The following is a 16857-nucleotide window of genomic DNA, read 5'->3' as shown; positions in this document are numbered from 1 at the left end:
CACATAGGCCCGGGCCGGTCAAGAATCGTAGGGTGGGCGGCTCGTGCGGGGAATACGTCCAGCCGATAGCGTGCCTGCCGCCCACGCGTTCAACTTCCCTTCGAGCAGGCAGGACGGCTATTCCGGAACCTCGTGAACGCGTGTGCGGCGCCGATGCCGCGGGCCGGTCATGCTGCCTGGTAGAGCCGCACACCCTACGGTGCGTGTGATTGATCAGCCACCTTTTTGCACCATGTACATGAAGTGCGAGCGCAAGGGCGGCGCCACTGCGGTCAGGATGTCCGACACCATCCAGGGCGCCCGCGCCAGCAGCCGGTGGATCGGCGGCGCCAGCAACAGGGAACGGTAGCGGCTGCGTTCGCCGGGCCAGAAGGCGTCGAGTTCGGCCCGCGTGACCTTGCGCACGTTCCGGTTGCGTGGATTATCGTAGCGGAAATCGAATACCAGCACCCAGCCGCCCGGCCGCAGGGTGCGCCACATTTGCGCAGCCAGCTCGCGCCGCAGTTCGGCGTCGAGGATCGAGGAAAACACGGTCTGCGTGGTCACCAGGTCGAAGCCGTGCAGGCCCATGGTGTCGAGGGTGCCGAGGCGCCAGCTGACGCCGCCGGCGGTGAAGTGCCGGGCGTGATCGAGACGGTCTTGCTGCAATTCGGTGCCGGTGAGCTTGGCGGGATCGGCGCCCCAGTCGATCAGCTGGCGCAGGAAGCCGCCGGTGCCGCAGCCGACGTCGAGCACCCGCAGGCCGGACAGGTCGCCGCCGACGGTCTCGGAGAGGAGGGCGGCAAAGGCGCGCGAGCGCGCCGCCACCTGCTGCAGGATTTCCGGCCGGTGCCAGGCGTAGCGATCGAGTGCGGCGCCGCCGTGCCAGCGCCGGTACACGTCCTTGATGCGGTCCTGTTCCGCCTGTTTGTCTGTGTGTGCGTCCATGGGGCCATGGTCGCGCAGGGCGCAGCGGCAAGGCTTGAGGCGGCTCATACCGTCCGGCTGTGCATGCACAACTTGCAACTCGGAATCTGGGCCTTGCCCCGCGGCGGTGCGCGATCGGCCTCCAAAGCAGGGCCCGTCCGCGAGAAATCGCGTTTCCGGCTAAAATCAGGGCATTCCCCTCTATTTCCTGCCCCATGAAGATCGCCTTCCTCGCCGACCCGCTCTCCACGTTCAAGATCTACAAGGATTCGACTTTCGCCATGATGCGCGAAGCCGCGAAGCGCGGCCACGCCATCTATGCCTTCGAGCAGCGCGACATGGTGCTGGAAGAGGGCGTGGTGACGGCGATCGTCACCCGCATCCACCTGACCGGCGAGCCGGATGCCTGGTACCGCGCCGACCGGCCGGAAAGCGTGCAGCTATCAAGCTTCGACGCCGTCATCGAACGCAAGGACCCGCCCTTCGACATGGAATACGTGTACGGCACCTACCTGCTGGAGCTGGCCGAGCGCCAGGGCGCGCGCGTGTTCAACCGCCCGGGGGCGATCCGCGACCACAACGAGAAGCTCACCATCGGCCAGTTCAGCCAGTACACCTCGCCGACCCTGGTGAGCTCGGATGCGGCGCGCCTGCGTGCCTTTCACGAGAAGCACGGCGACGTGATCTTCAAGCCGCTGGACGGCATGGGCGGCGCCGGCATCTTCCGCGTCAAGAACGACGGCATGAACCTGGGGTCGGTGATCGAGTCGCTGACCGCCAACGGCAAGCACACGATCATGGCCCAGAAGTTCATCCCGGCCATCAAGCAGGGCGACAAGCGGGTGCTGGTCATCGACGGCAAGCCGGTGCCCTTCACGCTGGCCCGCATCCCGCAGGGGAACGAAGTGCGCGGCAACCTGGCTGCCGGCGGCCTGGGCGTGGCGCAGCCGATCACCGAGCGCGAACGCGAGATCGCCGAGGCCCTCGGCCCGGTGCTGGCCGCACGCGGCTTATTGCTGGTAGGATTGGATGTGATCGGCGATTTCCTGACCGAAGTGAACGTCACCAGCCCTACCTGCTTCCAGGAGATCGCCGACCAGACCGGATTCGACGTGGCCGCGATGTTCATCGACGCGGTCGAACAGAAGGTAAACGACGCAAGCGACAAGCACTGACATGGTAGGCATCCTGCTGCTGACCCACGCTCCGCTGGGCCAGGCATTCATCGCGGCGGTGGCGCACGTATTCCGCGGCCCCACCGAGCGCTTCGAGGCGATCGACGTAAGCGCCGACCAGGACCTGGCGCAGGTGAACACCCTGGCCAAGGAAGCGATCGCGCGCCTGGACGATGGCGACGGCGTGCTGGTCATCACCGACATCAAGGGCGGCACGCCGTCCAACTGCTGCAATGCGCTGGCCAACGCCGGCCATGTGGAAGTCATTGCCGGCATCAGCCTGCCGATGCTGCTGCGCGCGATCACCTACCGCCGCGACACCCTCGACGTGGTCGTCGAAATGGCCCTGGCCGGCGCCCAGAACGGCGCGGTGCGGGTGGACAACCGGATCCGCGTCGGATCGAGCTGAACCGCGCTGAACGCACGGCAGGCATCCTGGCTTCAGGTATAGAACGAGACAAACAAGCGAGAACATGATTCAACAGGAACTAGAGATCATCAACAAGCTGGGCCTGCACGCCCGCGCCTCCGCCAAATTCACCCAGCTGGCCGCCAAGTTCAAGAGCGACGTCTGGCTCACCCGTAACGGCCGCCGCATCAATGCCAAGTCGATCATGGGCGTCATGATGCTCGCCGCGGGCAAGGGCGCGAAAGTGCTGCTCGAAGCCGACGGCCCGGACGAAGAAGCCTGCATCGCGGCGCTGTCGGGCCTGATCAACGACAAGTTCGGCGAAGGCGAGTAATGCCGCGCGAAGCGGCCGCTCCCCGCCACACGGGACCCTCGATGGCATCGTTCACGCTCCACGGCATTCCGGTATCGCGCGGCATCTCGATCGGCCGCGCGCACCTGCTCACGCCGGCCGCGCTCGACGTCAAGCACTACCTGGTTCCGGAAGAGCAGGTCGAAGCCGAGGTCGCGCGCCTGCAGCACGCCATCGCCGAGGTGCACCGCGGCCTGCAGGCCCTCTGGACCGAGCTGCCCAAGGACGCCCCGACCGAGCTGGGCGCCTTCATCGACGTGCACGCGCTGATCCTGTCCGACCCGATGATCTCGGAAGCGCCGCTCGACATCATCCGCACCCGCCACTACAACGCCGAATGGGCGCTGGTGACCCAGATCGACGAGCTCTCGGCCCAGTTCGACGAGATCGAGGACGAGTACCTGCGCGAACGCAAGCACGACATCCAGCAGGTGGCCGAGCGCGTGCTGAAGGTCCTGATGGGCACCGCGCTGGAGATCCCGCCGCCGCTGGCCGGCGAGGACAATGTGTCGCCACAGATGATCGTGGTCGCCCACGACATCTCGCCGGCCGACATGCTGGCCTTCCGCGACCGCGACGGCACGACCCGCTCCTTCATCGGCTTCGTCACCGACGTCGGCGGCCAGAACTCGCACACCGCGATCGTCGCGCGCTCGCTCGACATCCCGGCGGTGGTCGGCATGAGCCAGGCCTCGCGCCTGATCGAGCAGGACGACTGGGTGATCATCGACGGCGACGCCGGCGTGGTGATCTGCAACCCGAGCCAGCTGGTGCTGGAGCAGTACCGCGCGCGCCAGGCGGCGCTGATGAAGGCGCGCAAGCGCCTGCTCAAGCTCAAGAAGACCCCGGCGGTCACCAAGGACGGCACCCCGGTCACGCTGCTGGCCAACATCGAGCTGCCCGACGACTGCCAGGCGGCGCTGGATGCCGGCGCCAACGGCGTCGGCCTGTTCCGCTCGGAGTTCCTGTTCATGGGCCGCAGCCATGGACTCGGGCACGGCCTGAAGATCCCGAGCGAGGACGAACAGTTCGAGCAGTACCGCAAGGCGGTGGTGGCCATGAAGGGCCGCCCGGTCACGATCCGTACCCTGGACGTGGGCGCCGACAAGCCGCTCGACCCGAGCGAGCACACCGCGCTCAATCCCGCCCTGGGCCTGCGCGCGATCCGCTACTGCCTGGCCGAACCGCAGCTGTTCCTGACCCAGCTGCGCGCGATCCTGCGCGCCTCCGCCTACGGGAAAGTGCGGATCCTGATCCCGATGCTGGCGCACGCCTTCGAGATCGACCAGACCCTCGCCATGATCGAGCAGGCCAAGCAGCAGCTGCGCGACGAGGGCGTCAAGTACGATCCGGGCGTGGAAGTCGGCGCCATGATCGAGATCCCCGCGGCCGCGCTGGCGCTGCCGATGTTCGTCAAGCGCATGCAGTTCCTGTCGATCGGCACCAATGACCTGATCCAGTACCTGCTGGCCATCGACCGCGTCGACTACGAAGTGGCGCACCTGTACAATCCGCTGCATCCGGCGGTGCTGGGGCTGATCGCCCAGACCATCGCCACCGGCCAGAAAGCCGGGCTGGACGTCGCGGTATGCGGCGAGATGGCCGGCGACACCAAGCTCACCCGCCTGCTGCTCGGCATGGGCCTGCGCGAATTCTCGATGCATCCGGCCCAGCTGCTGCCGGTGAAGCAGGAAATCCTGAACAGCGACCTGGCGGCGATCACCACGCGCACGCGCCGCATCCTGCGCTCGATCGAGCCGGACGAGATCGCGAGGGCGGTGGAGCAGCTGCAGTCGCTCTAAGATTCACCGGCGCGGCCTCCGTCCGCGCCTCCACAAGAACTACGCGAACACCATCCATGGGATCGATCGGAACAGTCACACCACAGGCGATGCATTTCGCCGAGCCGCTGCGCCTGCAAAGCGGCGCCAGCATCGGCGACTACACGCTGATGTATGAAACCTATGGGACCCTCAACGCCGACAAGTCGAACGCGGTCCTGGTCTGCCATGCGCTGAACGCCTCGCACCACGTGGCCGGCACCTATGCCGACAAGCCCAAGAGCCAGGGCTGGTGGGACAACATGGTCGGCCCCGGCAAGCCGGTCGACACCAACCGCTTCTTCGTGATCGGCGTGAACAACCTCGGCTCCTGCTTCGGCTCGACCGGCCCGATGCACGACAATCCGGCCACCGGCAAGCCCTACGGCGCGGCCTTCCCGCTGCTGACGGTGGAAGACTGGGTGGCGGCGCAGGCGCGCCTGGCCGACCGCCTCGGCATCGACTGCTTCGCCGCCGTCATGGGCGGCTCGCTGGGCGGCATGCAGGCGCTCTCGTGGAGCATCATGTTCCCCGAGCGCCTGCGCCACTGCATCGTGATCGCCTCCACGCCCAAGCTGTCGGCCCAGAACATCGCCTTCAACGACGTCGCGCGCCAGGCCATCCTGACCGACCCCGACTACCACGGCGGCGACTTCTACGAGCACGGCGTGGTGCCGAAAAACGGCCTGAAGGTGGCGCGCATGGTCGGCCACATCACCTACCTGTCGAACGACGACATGGCGGAGAAATTCGGCCGCAAGCTGCGCAACGCGGCCGAGAACCGGGGCGCCGGCCGGTCCGACTACGCCTTCGACTTCGGTGTCGACTTCGAGATCGAATCCTACCTGCGCTACCAGGGCGACAAGTTCTCGGAATACTTCGACGCCAACACCTACCTGTTGATCACCAAGGCGCTCGACTACTTCGACCCGGCGCGCGCCCACGGCGGCGACCTGACCAAGGCGCTGGCGGGCACCCGCGCGCAGTTCCTGGTGGCCTCGTTCACCACCGACTGGCGCTTCTCGCCCGAGCGCAGCCGCGAGATCGTCGAGGCCCTGGTGTCGAACCGGCGCAAGGTGACCTATGCCGAGATCGACGCGCCGCACGGCCACGACGCCTTCCTGCTGGAAGACCCGCGCTACATGGCGGTGGTGCGCGCGTATTACGACCGGATTGCGATGGAACCGGCAGGGGAGGCCGCATGAATCTGAATGACCTGAACGTCCTGCGGCCCGACCTGGCCTTCATTGCCGACTGGGTGCGCGAGGGCGCGCACGTGCTGGACGTGGGCTGCGGCGACGGCGCCATGCTGCGCTACCTGGAACTGGGCAAGAACTGCACCGGCTACGGCGTCGAGATCGCCGATGACAAGGTGCTGGAGAGCACCCAGCGCGGCGTCAGCGTGATCCAACACGACATGGAACAGGGGCTGGACCTGTTCCGCGACAACGCCTTCGACATGGTGCTGTGCCTGTCCTCGCTGCAGATGATGCAGCATGTGGAGGCGCGCCTGCGCGACATCGTGCGCGTCGGCCAGGAAGCCATCGTCTCGTTCCCGAACTTCGCCTACTGGCCGCACCGCGTGGCCCTGGTCAAGGGCCGCATGCCGGTCTCGCGCACGCTGCCCTACCAGTGGTTCGACACGCCCAACGTGCGCTACGCAACCATCCACGATTTCAAGGACCTGGCCGAGAAGTGCGGCCTGGAGGTGCTGGAATACGTGGCGTTGGCCGAGGGCAAGCCGGTGAGCTTCCTGCCCAATCTGCGCGGCAGCCTGGCGGTGTTTCGTCTGCGCAAGAAGTCGGGCGTGGTGGCCTGAGTCCGGTGTGCGCTTGGAACCTATCCCGGTAGGGAGGAGGAAGTTGATGGTGATGCATGGCAAGCGCGGGCAAGGCGCGAGGACGCCGCATGGCTAGCCATGCAAGGACGAGCAACGCAGCACCCGCTCGTCAGGCGCGCCAGCAACGACTCATTCCCTGCTGGGATAGGTTCTTATGTGCGGTGGCGGCTTGTCGAGCGGACCGTGTTTCGCGGATGATCGGCGCTAGCGTGGGTAAACTCCAGTTACTTTTTGTGGAGATAGTGCTGCTAAGAACGGCCTATCGTTGAGGACATGACAAAACTAAAGCATTTGGCAGCCAGCCTGTCCCTGCTCGGCGTACTCGGTACGGCCGGCCTGGGCCCGGCGCTGGCGCAGGACGATCGCAACACCACGGTCCAGGATGGGATCAAGGTCAGGCCGCTGTCGCGCTTTGCCAAGCTTGTTCCGGCGGAAACGATCAACGAAGCGGCAGCCCAGCAATATATGGAGATGATGAGCCAGGCGCAGCAGAAAGGCGTGCTGCTGCCGCCCTCGCATCCGGAAGTGCAGCGCCTGCGTAACATCGCGAAGCGCATCATTCCCTATACCGCGCGCTGGAACCAGGAGGCGACCCAGTGGCAGTGGCAGGTGAACCTCATCGATTCGAAGGACGTGAACGCCTTCTGCATGCCGGGCGGGCGCATCGGTTTCTTCACCGGCATCCTGAGCTCGCTGAAGCTCACCGACGACGAGGTGGCGGCCGTGATGGGGCACGAGATCGCCCACGCCCTGCGCGAGCACAGCCGCGAAAAGGCTGCCAAGCAGATGGGGACCACGGCGATCGCCCGCCTGGGCGGCGCCCTGGCGTCCGGCATCTTCGGCATCGACCCGGGCATCACCGGCACGATTGCCAACTACGGCGCCCAGTTCGCCGGCCTGAAATTCTCGCGCGACGACGAACGCGAGGCCGACCTGGTGGGCCTGGATATCGCCGCCCGTGCCGGCTACGACCCGCGCGCCGGCATCGTGCTGTGGCGCAAGATGGCGGCGCTGGACAAGCGCGCGCCGATCGAGGTGTTCTCGACCCACCCGGGCGGGGAGAGCCGCATCAACGAGATGCAGGCGCACATGAACGTGCTGCTGCCGGTGTACGCGCGCGCCAAGGGCACCAGCGTGGCCAAGCTGCCGCCTTACCAGACCAATGTCGCGCTGCGTTGATCAGCTGGCGTAATGGGAAGTAGCCGGAAGGGCCACCAGGCCGAAGCCAATGCCCATGTGCCGCTGCCGACCCGCGACGGCGTCGCGCCCAGCTACCTGTGGCTGCTTGAAACCCGCGCCGGCGGCATGCTGCGCTTCCTCGTGGAGCGCTTTCCCGACGTCTCCGAAGCGGCCTGGGCCAGCCGCCTGGCGCGCGGCGAGATCGTCGACGCCAAGGGTGTGCCCCTGCATGCCGACAGCCAGGTGCGCCAGGGCATGCGCATCTGGTACTACCGCGAGCTGGAACATCCCGAGACGCCGATTCCGTTCCGCGAACAGGTGCTGCACATGGACGAGCACCTGCTGGTGGCCGACAAGCCGCACTTCCTGCCCACCATCCCGACCGGGCGCTTCCTGCACGAGACCCTCCTGGTGCGCCTGAAGAAGCGTTTCGATTTGCCGGACCTGGTGCCGATCCACCGCCTGGATCGCGAGACCGCCGGCGTGGTGATCTTCTCGCACAACCGGGCCTCGCGCGGGGCCTACCAGTCGATGTTCCAGAAGCGGGTGGTGAACAAGGTGTACGAGGCCCTGGCCGGGGCGATCGAGGGCAGGGAATTCCCGTTTACTTACCGCAGCCGCATGCAGGATGCGGAGCAGTTCTTCGTCAGCGCCGAAGTGCCGGGCGAACCGAATTCGGAAACCCTGGTCGAGCTGATCGAGCGGCGCGGGAGCCTGGCCCACTACCGGCTGCATCCGCACACCGGCCGCAAGCACCAGCTACGCCTGCACCTGTCTGCGCTCGGTGCGCCGATCCTGAACGACGCCTTTTATCCGGTGGCGCTGCCCTGCAAGGGCGACGACTTCAGCGCGCCCCTGCAGCTGCTGGCGCGCTCGATCGCGTTCGAGGATCCGCTCAGCGGCCAGCCGCGCAGCTTCGAGAGCGGCTTCCGGCTCGACTGGCCGTAAGAGCGCCTGATCATTCCCCCGGTGGCTGCGTTGCACAGAGCGGCAGCGAATCCCCCCGGCATGGGGGGCTGGATTCAGAAGTAAAACTTATAAATCGAGGGTCAGCTATTAGAAATCGTAATCAATGATGAGCGGCGCATGGTCGCTGAAGCGCTCGTCCTTGTAGATCGATACCGACTTGGCGCGCGCCGCGATGCCCGGGGTGGCGACGTGGTAGTCGATGCGCCAGCCCACGTTCTTGGCATAGGCCTGGCCGCGGTTGCTCCACCAGGTGTAGTCGGCGGCGTCCGGCGCGACCTTGCGGTGCACGTCCACCAGGCCGATCTCGTCGAAGATGCGGGTCATCCAGGCGCGCTCCTCCGGCAGGAAGCCCGAGTTCTTCTGGTTGCTCTTCCAGTTCTTGAGGTCGATTTCCTTGTGGGCGATGTTCCAGTCGCCGCAGATCACGACTTCGCGGCCCTCGGCCTTCAGTTCCTGCAAGTGCGGCAGGAACACTTCCATGAAGCGGAACTTGGCCAGCTGGCGTTCCGGCGACGAGGAGCCGGACGGGCAGTACACCGAGATCACGGTCAGGTTGCCGAAGTCGCAGCGGGTGTAGCGGCCCTCGGCGTCGAATTCCATGCAGCCGAAGCCGATGCGTTTGTTGTCCGGCGCGCTGCGGCTGTACACCCCGGTGCCCGAGTAACCCTTCTTCTCGGCATAGTGGAAATGGCCGTGGTAGCCGTGCGGCATGAGGAATTCCTCGGTCATGTCGGCCTCTTGCGCCTTCAGTTCCTGCACGCAGATGTAATCGGCGGACTGGGTGGCGAGCCAGTTGAAGAAACCTTTTTTGTGGGCGGAACGGATACCGTTCAGGTTCGCGGAAATAATTCGTGGCATGGCGTTCGATGAGAAGAGAGTCGGCGGCCGCAGGCGGCGCTTGGGGCCGACAGTGTAGCGCGTTTTGATGCTCTTCGGAACGGACCGGTCCGCATGTGGCCCGCCTGCGGTCGCCTGCGCAAAGCCGGCGGTTTACAATACGCGCTTTCGATCTTTCAGGAGAAGCACGTGAGCGACCTGCGCCAGGAATTTATTGCATTTTCGGTCAAGGCCGAGGTATTGAAGTTCGGCAACTTCACGACCAAGGCGGGGCGCCAGTCGCCGTATTTCTTCAACGCCGGCCTGTTCCACGACGGCGCCACCCTGGGCCAGCTGGCCCAGTTCTATGCCCAGACCCTGCTCGATTCGGGCGTCGCCTTCGACATGCTGTTCGGCCCGGCCTACAAGGGCATCACCCTGGCCAGCGCGACTGCGGTGGCGCTGGCCGCCAAGGGCCGCAACACCTCCTTTGCCTACAACCGCAAGGAAGCCAAGGACCACGGCGAGGGCGGCACCATTGTCGGCGCCAAGCTGGCCGGCAAGGTCGTGATCATCGATGACGTGATCTCGGCCGGCACCTCGGTGCGCGAATCGGTGGACATGATCCGCGCTGCCGGCGCCGAGCCGGCTGCGGTGCTGATCGCGCTGGACCGCATGGAGCGTTCGGGCAAGGACGGCGCGCTGTCGGAGCACTCGGCGGTGCAGCAGGTGTCGCAGGAATTCGGCATCCCGGTGATCTCGATCGCCAACCTGGACGATTTGTTCACCTATCTGTCGAACGCGGGCGGCGCCGACCTGGGCGTGCACAAGGAGGCCGTTGCCGCCTACCGCACGCGCTACGGGGTCTGAACCCGCAGGCGTAAAAAAACCGGAGCAGGCTCCGGTTTTCTTGTGCCGTACCAAGGACCGGTCAGCCCGCCAGCTTCTTCTTCAGCAGCTCGGTCACCTGGGCCGGATTGGCCTTGCCCTTCGAGGCCTTCATGGTCTGGCCGATCAGGGCGTTGATCGCGGCTTCCTTGCCGGCGCGGTATTGCTCGACCGACTTGGCGTTGGCGGCCAGCACCTCGTCGACGATCGCTTCCAGCGCGCCGGTGTCGGAGATCTGCTTCAGGCCCTTCTGCTCGATCACGGTATCGGCCAGGTTTTCATCAGCGGACCTGGCTTCCCACATGGCGGCGAACACTTCCTTGCCGGCCTTGTTCGAGATGGTGCCGTCGGCGATGCGCTTGAGCAGCAGGGCCAGCTGGGCGGCGGACACCGGCGACTGCTCGAGTTCCACGCCTTCGCGGTTCAGGGTCGAGGAGACGTCGCCCATCATCCAGTTGGCGGCGGCTTTCGCGTTCTCCTTGCCGGCCGCAAGCACCACGGCTTCGTAATAGGTCGCCATCGCCTTGGAGGAAGTCAGCACCAGGCTGTCGTATTCCGGCAGGCCGTAGTCGCCGGTGAAGCGTGCGCGCAGGGCGCCCGGCAGCTCGGGCATGTCGCCGCGAACGCGCTCGATCCAGTCCTGGCCGATGACCAGCGGCGGCAGGTCCGGATCCGGGAAGTAGCGGTAGTCCTGCGCGTCTTCCTTGGTGCGCATGGAGCGGGTTTCCTTCTTGTCCGGGTCCCACAGGCGGGTCGCCTGGATCACCTTGCCGCCGTCTTCGATCAGCTCGATCTGGCGCCGCACTTCGTAGTGGATCGCTTCTTCCATGAAGCGGAAGGAGTTCAGGTTCTTGATCTCGCAGCGGGTGCCGAATTCCTTCTGGCCGACCGGGCGCACCGAGACGTTGACGTCGCAGCGGAAGGAGCCTTCCTGCATGTTGCCGTCGCAGACGCCCAGCCACACCACCAGCGAGTGCAGGGCCTTGGCGTAGGCCACCGCTTCGGCGGCGCTGCGCATCTCCGGCTCGGACACGATCTCGAGCAGCGGGGTGCCGGCGCGGTTCAGGTCGATGCCGCTCATGCCGGCATAGTCCTCGTGCAGCGATTTGCCGGCGTCTTCTTCCAGGTGGGCCCGGGTCAGGTTGACGGTCTTGGTCTCCAGCTTGCCGTCCTTCTCGTAGGCGAAGCTGATGGTGCCGCCCTGGACCACCGGATCCTCGAACTGGCTGATCTGGTAGCCCTTCGGCAGGTCCGGATAAAAGTAGTTCTTGCGGGCGAACACCGACTGCGGCGCGATCTTCGCGCCCACGGCCAGGCCGAAGCGGATCGCGCGTTCGACCGCGCCGCGGTTCAGCACCGGCAGCACGCCCGGCAGCGCCAGGTCGACCGGGCTGGCCTGGGTGTTCGGCTCGGCGCCGAAGCGGATCGAGCTGCCGCTGAAGATTTTCGAGTTGGTCGTGAGCTGCACGTGGTTCTCAAGACCGATGACGACTTCCCATTGCATATGTGTTCTCTCTTTGTTCTATCGGTCCGGGATCAGACGCCTTCAGGCGCGCGGGTATGCCAGTCGGTGACCTGCTGGTACTGGTGCGCGATGTTCAGCAGCTTGGCCTCGTTGAAGTAGTTGCCGATGATCTGCAGGCCGACCGGACGCTTGCCGTTCTTGTCGCCTGCGCCGAAACCGACCGGGATCGACATGCCCGGCAGTCCCGCCAGGCTGGTCGAGAGGGTGTAGATGTCGGCCAGGTAGTTCGCCACCGGGTCGTTCGACTTGGCGCCCAGGTCCCAGGCCACCGTCGGGGCGACCGGGCCCATGATCACGTCGCACTTGTCGGCGAACGCGGCCTGGAAGTCGTCCGCGATCAGGCGGCGGATCTTCTGGGCCTGCACGTAGTAGGCGTCGTAGTAGCCGTGGCACAGCACATAGGTGCCGACCATGATGCGGCGCTGGACCTCGCGGCCGAAGCCTTCGGCGCGGGTTTTGCGGTACATGTCTTGCAGATCCTTGTACTCGGCAGCGCGGTGGCCGTAGCGCACGCCGTCGAAGCGCGACAGGTTCGACGAGGCCTCGGCCGGGGCGATGATGTAGTAGGTCGGGATCGACAGCGCGGTCTTCGGCAGCGAAATCTCCACCAGGGTAGCGCCCAGCTTGACGAACTGGTCCAGCGCGCCGCGCACCGCGGCTTCCACGTCGCTTGCCAAGCCTTCGCCGAAGTATTCCGTCGGCACGCCGATGCGCAGCCCGGTCAGGGGCTGGTTCAGGTCGCGGGTGTAGTCTTCCGCCACGTTGCCTTGCTCGACCGTCAGGCTGGTCGAATCGCGCTCATCGAAGCCGATCATCTCGTTGAGCAGCAGGGCGCAGTCCTCGGCGGTCTGGGCGATCGGGCCGCCCTGGTCGAGCGAGGAGGCGAAGGCGATCATGCCGAAGCGCGACACGCGGCCGTAGGTCGGCTTGATGCCGGTGACGCCGCAGAAGGCGGCCGGCTGGCGGATCGAGCCGCCGGTGTCGGTCGCGGTGGCGGCCGGCGCCAGGCGCGCGGCGATGGCGGCGGCCGAGCCGCCCGAGGAGCCGCCCGGCACCGCCAGCGGATCCCAGGGATTCTTCACCGCGCCGAAGGCCGAGTTCTCGTTGGCCGAGCCCATCGCGAATTCGTCGAGGTTGACCTTGCCCAGCGTGACCATGCCGGCGCGGCTGAAGCGCTCGACCACGGTCGCATCGAACGGGCTTGCATAATTGGCCAGCATCTTCGAGCCGGCTGTGGTGCGCCAGCCACGGGTGACGAAAATGTCCTTGTGCGCGATCGGCACCCCGGTCAGCGGGCCGGCGCTGCCGTCGGCGATACGGGCGTCGGCGCTTGCCGCCTGCGCCAGGGTGCGCTCGCGGTCCACGTGCAGGAAGGCGTTATGGCTGCTGGCGTCGATGCGGTCGAGGTAGTGGCGGGTCAGTTCGACGCTCGATACCTGCTTCGATTGCAGGAGCGCGGACAGCTCTTTGATGGTCTTGTTGTGCATGTGCGTGTCGATTCTTGGAAAGCGTTGCGTGCGAAGTGGTCCGACTTACTCGATGACCTTCGGCACCAGGTACAGGCCGTCCTGGGCCTTCGGCGCCGGCGCCTGGTAATCCTCGCGGCGGTTCTCTTCGGTGACGACGTCGTCGCGCAGGCGCAGCGGCAGCGCCATGATGCTCGCGAGCGGTTGCGACAAGGGCGCAACACCGGTCGTGTCCACCGCCTGCATCTGCTCGGCCAGTGCGAAGATGCCGTTCAGCTCCGCCAGCGCGGTTTCCGCGTGGGCTTCGTCCATCTCGAGCTGGGCCAGGTTGGCGATGCGTTTTACGTCTGAAAGTGTCAGGGACATGGCAAGGGGCGCGGCGCGGGCCGCGTGCAAAATGTGGTTGGGCTAATAACGAAAGTTGGCAAGCGGTCAGCCAACGGCGTGCTACGTCCGATAAAACCTTGGAAACACCGTCGATCTCGCTGCGGAATTGGGGGGTAAATCCACCCGTTTTCAGCATTTAATCGACAAATTATAAGGTAGAATGGCGGGCTAATGCGCTGTCGGGCTGAAAGCCAGGCCCGCCGCAAGAAAGACCGCGCTGCACAGGCCCCGTGCCCTGCATCGCGCGGCGAGGATATCCCGATCAATCTTCACGCGCGACTTCACGCGCCATCAGGACACACATGTTTGGTTCTTTACGCAGCTACTTCTCGAACGACCTGGCGATCGACCTCGGTACCGCCAACACCCTGATCTACGTGCGCGGCCTGGGCATCGTCCTGGACGAGCCGTCGGTCGTCGCGATCCGCCAGGAGGGCGGTCCCAACGGCAAGAAAACGATCCAGGCGGTCGGCAAGGAAGCCAAGCAAATGCTGGGCAAGGTGCCGGGCAACATAGAGGCCATCCGCCCGATGAAGGACGGCGTGATCGCCGACTTCACCGTCACCGAGCAGATGCTCAAGCAGTTCATCCGCATGGTGCACGACTCGAAATTCTTCCGTCCGTCGCCGCGCATCATCATCTGCGTGCCCTGCGGCTCGACCCAGGTCGAGCGTCGCGCGATCCGCGAATCGGCGCTTGGCGCCGGCGCCTCCCAGGTCTACCTGATCGAAGAGCCGATGGCGGCCGCGATCGGCGCCGGCCTGCCGGTCTCGGACGCCACCGGCTCGATGGTGGTCGATATCGGCGGCGGCACCACCGAGGTGGGCATCATCTCGCTGGGCGGCATGGTCTACAAGGGTTCGGTGCGCGTGGGCGGCGACAAGTTCGACGAAGCCATCGTCAACTACATCCGCCGCAACTACGGCATGCTGATCGGCGAGCAGACCGCCGAAGCGATCAAGAAAGCCATCGGCTCGGCCTTCCCGGGCTCGGAAGTCAAGGAAATGGAAGTCAAGGGCCGCAACCTGTCCGAAGGCATCCCGCGTTCCTTCACGATCTCGTCGAACGAGATCCTGGAAGCCCTCACCGATCCGCTCAACAACATCGTCTCGGCCGTGAAGAACGGGCTGGAACAGGCCCCGCCGGAACTCGGCGCCGACATCGCCGAAAAGGGCATGATGCTGACCGGCGGCGGCGCGCTGCTGCGCGACCTGGACCGCCTGCTGATGGAAGAGACCGGCCTGCCGGTGCTGGTGGCCGAAGACCCGCTGACCTGCGTGGTGCGCGGTTCGGGCATGGCGCTCGAGCGCATGGACAAGCTGGGTTCGATCTTCTCCTACGAATAAGAGCGCATCGAGGTCGGTGCGGCCGATGTCACGGGCGGGCAGGGCGTGCGCAAGCGAGCGCGCGCCTCTGCCCGCGTTGACGTTGGCGGCCCGCGCAGCGCGCGAAAGCCGCTTCTAAACAAGCACACCAACAGGACGCCAACCAGGACATGGAATACAGTCCTCCGCCGCTTTTCAAACAGGGCGCCCCGGCCCGGGTCAAGGCGATCGTCTTCGCCCTGATCTCGGTGCTGCTGCTGGTCGTCGACGCCCGCTACCACACCCTGGGCGCGGTGCGCCAGGTCGCCGCCACCTTCCTCTACCCCCTGCAGATGGCCGCCCTGATGCCGCGCGAGGCGCTCGGCAACATGGCCGGCTACTTCTCGTCGATTTCCGCGCTGCAGAAGGAAGTCCGCGAGCTCAAGACCCAGCAGCTGGCGCAGGCGACGATCCTGCAGCAGGCCCAGCTCCAGATGGCCGAGAACGCCCAGCTGCGGCGCCTGATGGACGCGCGCACCCACCTGCCGGTCCAGGCCCGGATGACCGAGATCCTGTACGACGCCCGCGACCCCTCGACCCGCCGCATCGTGATCGACCGCGGCTCGCGCGACCAGGTGGTGCCCGGCCTGCCGGTGATCGACCATGCCGGCGTGGTGGGGCAGGTCACGCGCGTGTTCCCCTTTACTTCCGAAGTCACGCTCCTGACCGACAAGGACCAGGCGATTCCCGTGCAGGTGCTGCGTAGCGGCCTGCGCAGCATCGCCTACGGTCGCGGCCAGTCCGGACTGCTCGACCTGCGCTTCGTGGTGGCCAACGCCGACATCCAGGTCGGCGACGTGCTGGTGACCTCGGGCCTGGACGGCATGTACCCGGCCGGCCTGGCGGTGGCCAAGGTGGTGCAGGTCGAAAGCGTGGCCGGCGGCACCTTCGGCCGCGTGGTCGGCCAGCCGCTGGGCGGGATCGACCGCAACCGCCAGCTGCTGATCATCATGTCGCAGTCGAACCTGCCGCCGAAACCGCCGGTGCAGGCGCAGGCGCCGGCCACTACCGCGCGCCGCAAGCTGCCGGACATGGCGCCGGTGCCGCCGCCGCCGCTGGCGCCGAAGCCGCTGCCGCCGCAGGCGCCGCCGACGGCGCAGGGCACGGCCGCCGCGCCGGCCAACGGCATCGGCGGCATCGGCGGCATCGGCGGGCTGCCGGCCCAGCCGCGTCCCGCCGCGCCGGCCGTGCAGAACAACGGTGGCGCACCCGCCGTCGTCCAACAGGGAGCCACGACCGATGCCCGGTAACCGCCCGCATTACATCCTGCTGCCCGTCAGCCCGTTGTTCATCACCTTCAGCCTGGTGTGCGCCTTCATGCTCAACCTGCTGCCGCTGGGCCGCTGGGTGGGCGCGCCCGACTTCGTCGCGCTGGTGCTGGTGTTCTGGGGCATCCACCAGCCGCGCAAGGTCGGCATCGGCGTGGCCTTCGTCATGGGCCTGCTGATGGACGTGCACGACGCCAGCCTGCTGGGCGAAAATGCGCTCGCCTACACGCTGCTGTCCTACCTGGCCATCATGATCCACCGCCGCGTGCTGTGGTTCCGCGTGATGACCCAGGCCATGCACGTGTTCCCGCTGCTGCTGCTGGCGCAGGCGGTGCAGTTCTTCGTTCACTTCACCGCCTCGGGCCGTTTTCCCGGCGTGCTGTACTTCGCCGAGAGCGTCGTTGCCGTCGCCCTGTGGCCGGTGATCACCTGGCTGCTGCTGGCGCCGCAGCGCCGCGCCGTCGACCGCGACCACACCCGCCCGATCTGATGC

Annotated in this window: 17 protein-coding genes; 12 read left to right on the top strand and 5 right to left on the bottom strand. The window is 66.3% G+C overall.

All coding sequences use genetic code 11. From position 1 onward, the window contains the following. Positions 1-213: 213 nt before the first annotated feature. On the bottom strand, positions 214-927 hold the full coding sequence (locus AB3347_RS13320) for a class I SAM-dependent methyltransferase (protein ID WP_369092281.1): 714 nt from the start codon (positions 925-927) through the stop codon (positions 214-216). Positions 928-1121: 194 nt separating this feature from the next. On the opposite strand from AB3347_RS13320, the gene gshB reads away from it, so the two are divergent. From gshB to AB3347_RS13280, 8 genes are all read left to right on the top strand, one after another. Then, complete coding sequence (gene gshB, locus AB3347_RS13315) at positions 1122-2081, top strand: glutathione synthase (protein WP_369092280.1); 960 nt, start codon at positions 1122-1124, stop codon at positions 2079-2081. Between the two features lies 1 nt (position 2082). Beyond that, positions 2083-2490, top strand: a complete 408-nt coding sequence (locus tag AB3347_RS13310) for a PTS sugar transporter subunit IIA (protein ID WP_369092279.1) — start codon at positions 2083-2085, stop codon at positions 2488-2490. A 64-nt stretch (positions 2491-2554) separates the two neighbouring features. Continuing rightward, on the top strand, positions 2555-2824 hold the full coding sequence (locus AB3347_RS13305; RefSeq protein WP_369092278.1) for an HPr family phosphocarrier protein: 270 nt from the start codon (positions 2555-2557) through the stop codon (positions 2822-2824). Between the two features lie 41 nt (positions 2825-2865). Next, entirely contained in the window at positions 2866-4644 is a 1779-nt protein-coding gene (gene ptsP, locus AB3347_RS13300; protein WP_369092307.1) for a phosphoenolpyruvate--protein phosphotransferase, read from the top strand. 56 nt (positions 4645-4700) lie between these two features. After that, entirely contained in the window at positions 4701-5867 is a 1167-nt protein-coding gene (locus AB3347_RS13295; RefSeq protein ID WP_369092277.1) for a homoserine O-acetyltransferase, read from the top strand. Next, complete coding sequence (metW, locus tag AB3347_RS13290; protein WP_369092276.1) at positions 5864-6481, top strand: methionine biosynthesis protein MetW; 618 nt, start codon at positions 5864-5866, stop codon at positions 6479-6481. The genes AB3347_RS13295 and metW overlap by 4 nt, the downstream gene beginning before the upstream one ends. Positions 6482-6775: 294 nt before the next feature. Beyond that, positions 6776-7681, top strand: a complete 906-nt coding sequence (locus tag AB3347_RS13285; protein WP_369092275.1) for a M48 family metallopeptidase — start codon at positions 6776-6778, stop codon at positions 7679-7681. Positions 7682-7693: 12 nt separating this feature from the next. Next, positions 7694-8629: a pseudouridine synthase gene (locus AB3347_RS13280; protein WP_369092274.1), complete on the top strand. Its 936-nt coding sequence runs from the start codon at positions 7694-7696 to the stop codon at positions 8627-8629. 108 nt (positions 8630-8737) lie between these two features. Here AB3347_RS13280 and AB3347_RS13275 read toward each other — a convergent pair whose 3' ends face one another. Further along, a complete protein-coding gene (locus tag AB3347_RS13275; protein WP_369092273.1) occupies positions 8738-9508 on the bottom strand; it encodes an exodeoxyribonuclease III in 771 nt (256 codons plus the stop codon). Positions 9509-9676: 168 nt separating this feature from the next. Between AB3347_RS13275 and pyrE the strand changes: the two genes are divergently transcribed. After that, positions 9677-10336 (top strand): orotate phosphoribosyltransferase, encoded by a 660-nt coding sequence (gene pyrE / locus AB3347_RS13270; protein ID WP_369092272.1) that lies wholly within the window; start codon positions 9677-9679, stop codon positions 10334-10336. A 61-nt stretch (positions 10337-10397) separates the two neighbouring features. Here the strand turns inward: pyrE and gatB are convergent, their stop codons facing one another. The 3 genes from gatB to gatC are packed head-to-tail and all read right to left on the bottom strand — an operon-like array spanning position 10398 to position 13711. After that, a complete protein-coding gene (gene gatB, locus AB3347_RS13265; RefSeq protein WP_369092271.1) occupies positions 10398-11858 on the bottom strand; it encodes an Asp-tRNA(Asn)/Glu-tRNA(Gln) amidotransferase subunit GatB in 1461 nt (486 codons plus the stop codon). 32 nt (positions 11859-11890) lie between these two features. Next, a complete protein-coding gene (gene gatA / locus AB3347_RS13260) occupies positions 11891-13366 on the bottom strand; it encodes an Asp-tRNA(Asn)/Glu-tRNA(Gln) amidotransferase subunit GatA (protein WP_369092270.1) in 1476 nt (491 codons plus the stop codon). Between the two features lie 45 nt (positions 13367-13411). Further along, positions 13412-13711 carry an Asp-tRNA(Asn)/Glu-tRNA(Gln) amidotransferase subunit GatC gene (gatC, locus tag AB3347_RS13255; RefSeq protein WP_027865859.1) on the bottom strand — a complete coding sequence of 100 codons (300 nt, stop codon included), beginning with the start codon at positions 13709-13711 and terminating at the stop codon, positions 13412-13414. A gap of 323 nt (positions 13712-14034) precedes the next feature. Between gatC and AB3347_RS13250 the strand changes: the two genes are divergently transcribed. From AB3347_RS13250 to mreD, 3 genes are all read left to right on the top strand, one after another. Next, the gene (locus tag AB3347_RS13250; RefSeq protein WP_027865858.1) at positions 14035-15078 is read left to right on the top strand and encodes a rod shape-determining protein; all 1044 of its coding nucleotides are present in this window, start codon (positions 14035-14037) and stop codon (positions 15076-15078) included. 149 nt (positions 15079-15227) lie between these two features. Next, complete coding sequence (gene mreC, locus AB3347_RS13245; RefSeq protein WP_369092269.1) at positions 15228-16346, top strand: rod shape-determining protein MreC; 1119 nt, start codon at positions 15228-15230, stop codon at positions 16344-16346. Further along, complete coding sequence (gene mreD, locus AB3347_RS13240; protein WP_369092268.1) at positions 16336-16854, top strand: rod shape-determining protein MreD; 519 nt, start codon at positions 16336-16338, stop codon at positions 16852-16854. The genes mreC and mreD overlap by 11 nt, the downstream gene beginning before the upstream one ends. Positions 16855-16857 lie beyond the last annotated feature (3 nt).

This window comes from Massilia sp. X63 (assembly GCF_041023745.1).
Lineage (GTDB): Bacteria > Pseudomonadota > Gammaproteobacteria > Burkholderiales > Burkholderiaceae_D > Telluria.
This window is presented reverse-complemented; position numbering and strand designations above follow the sequence as displayed.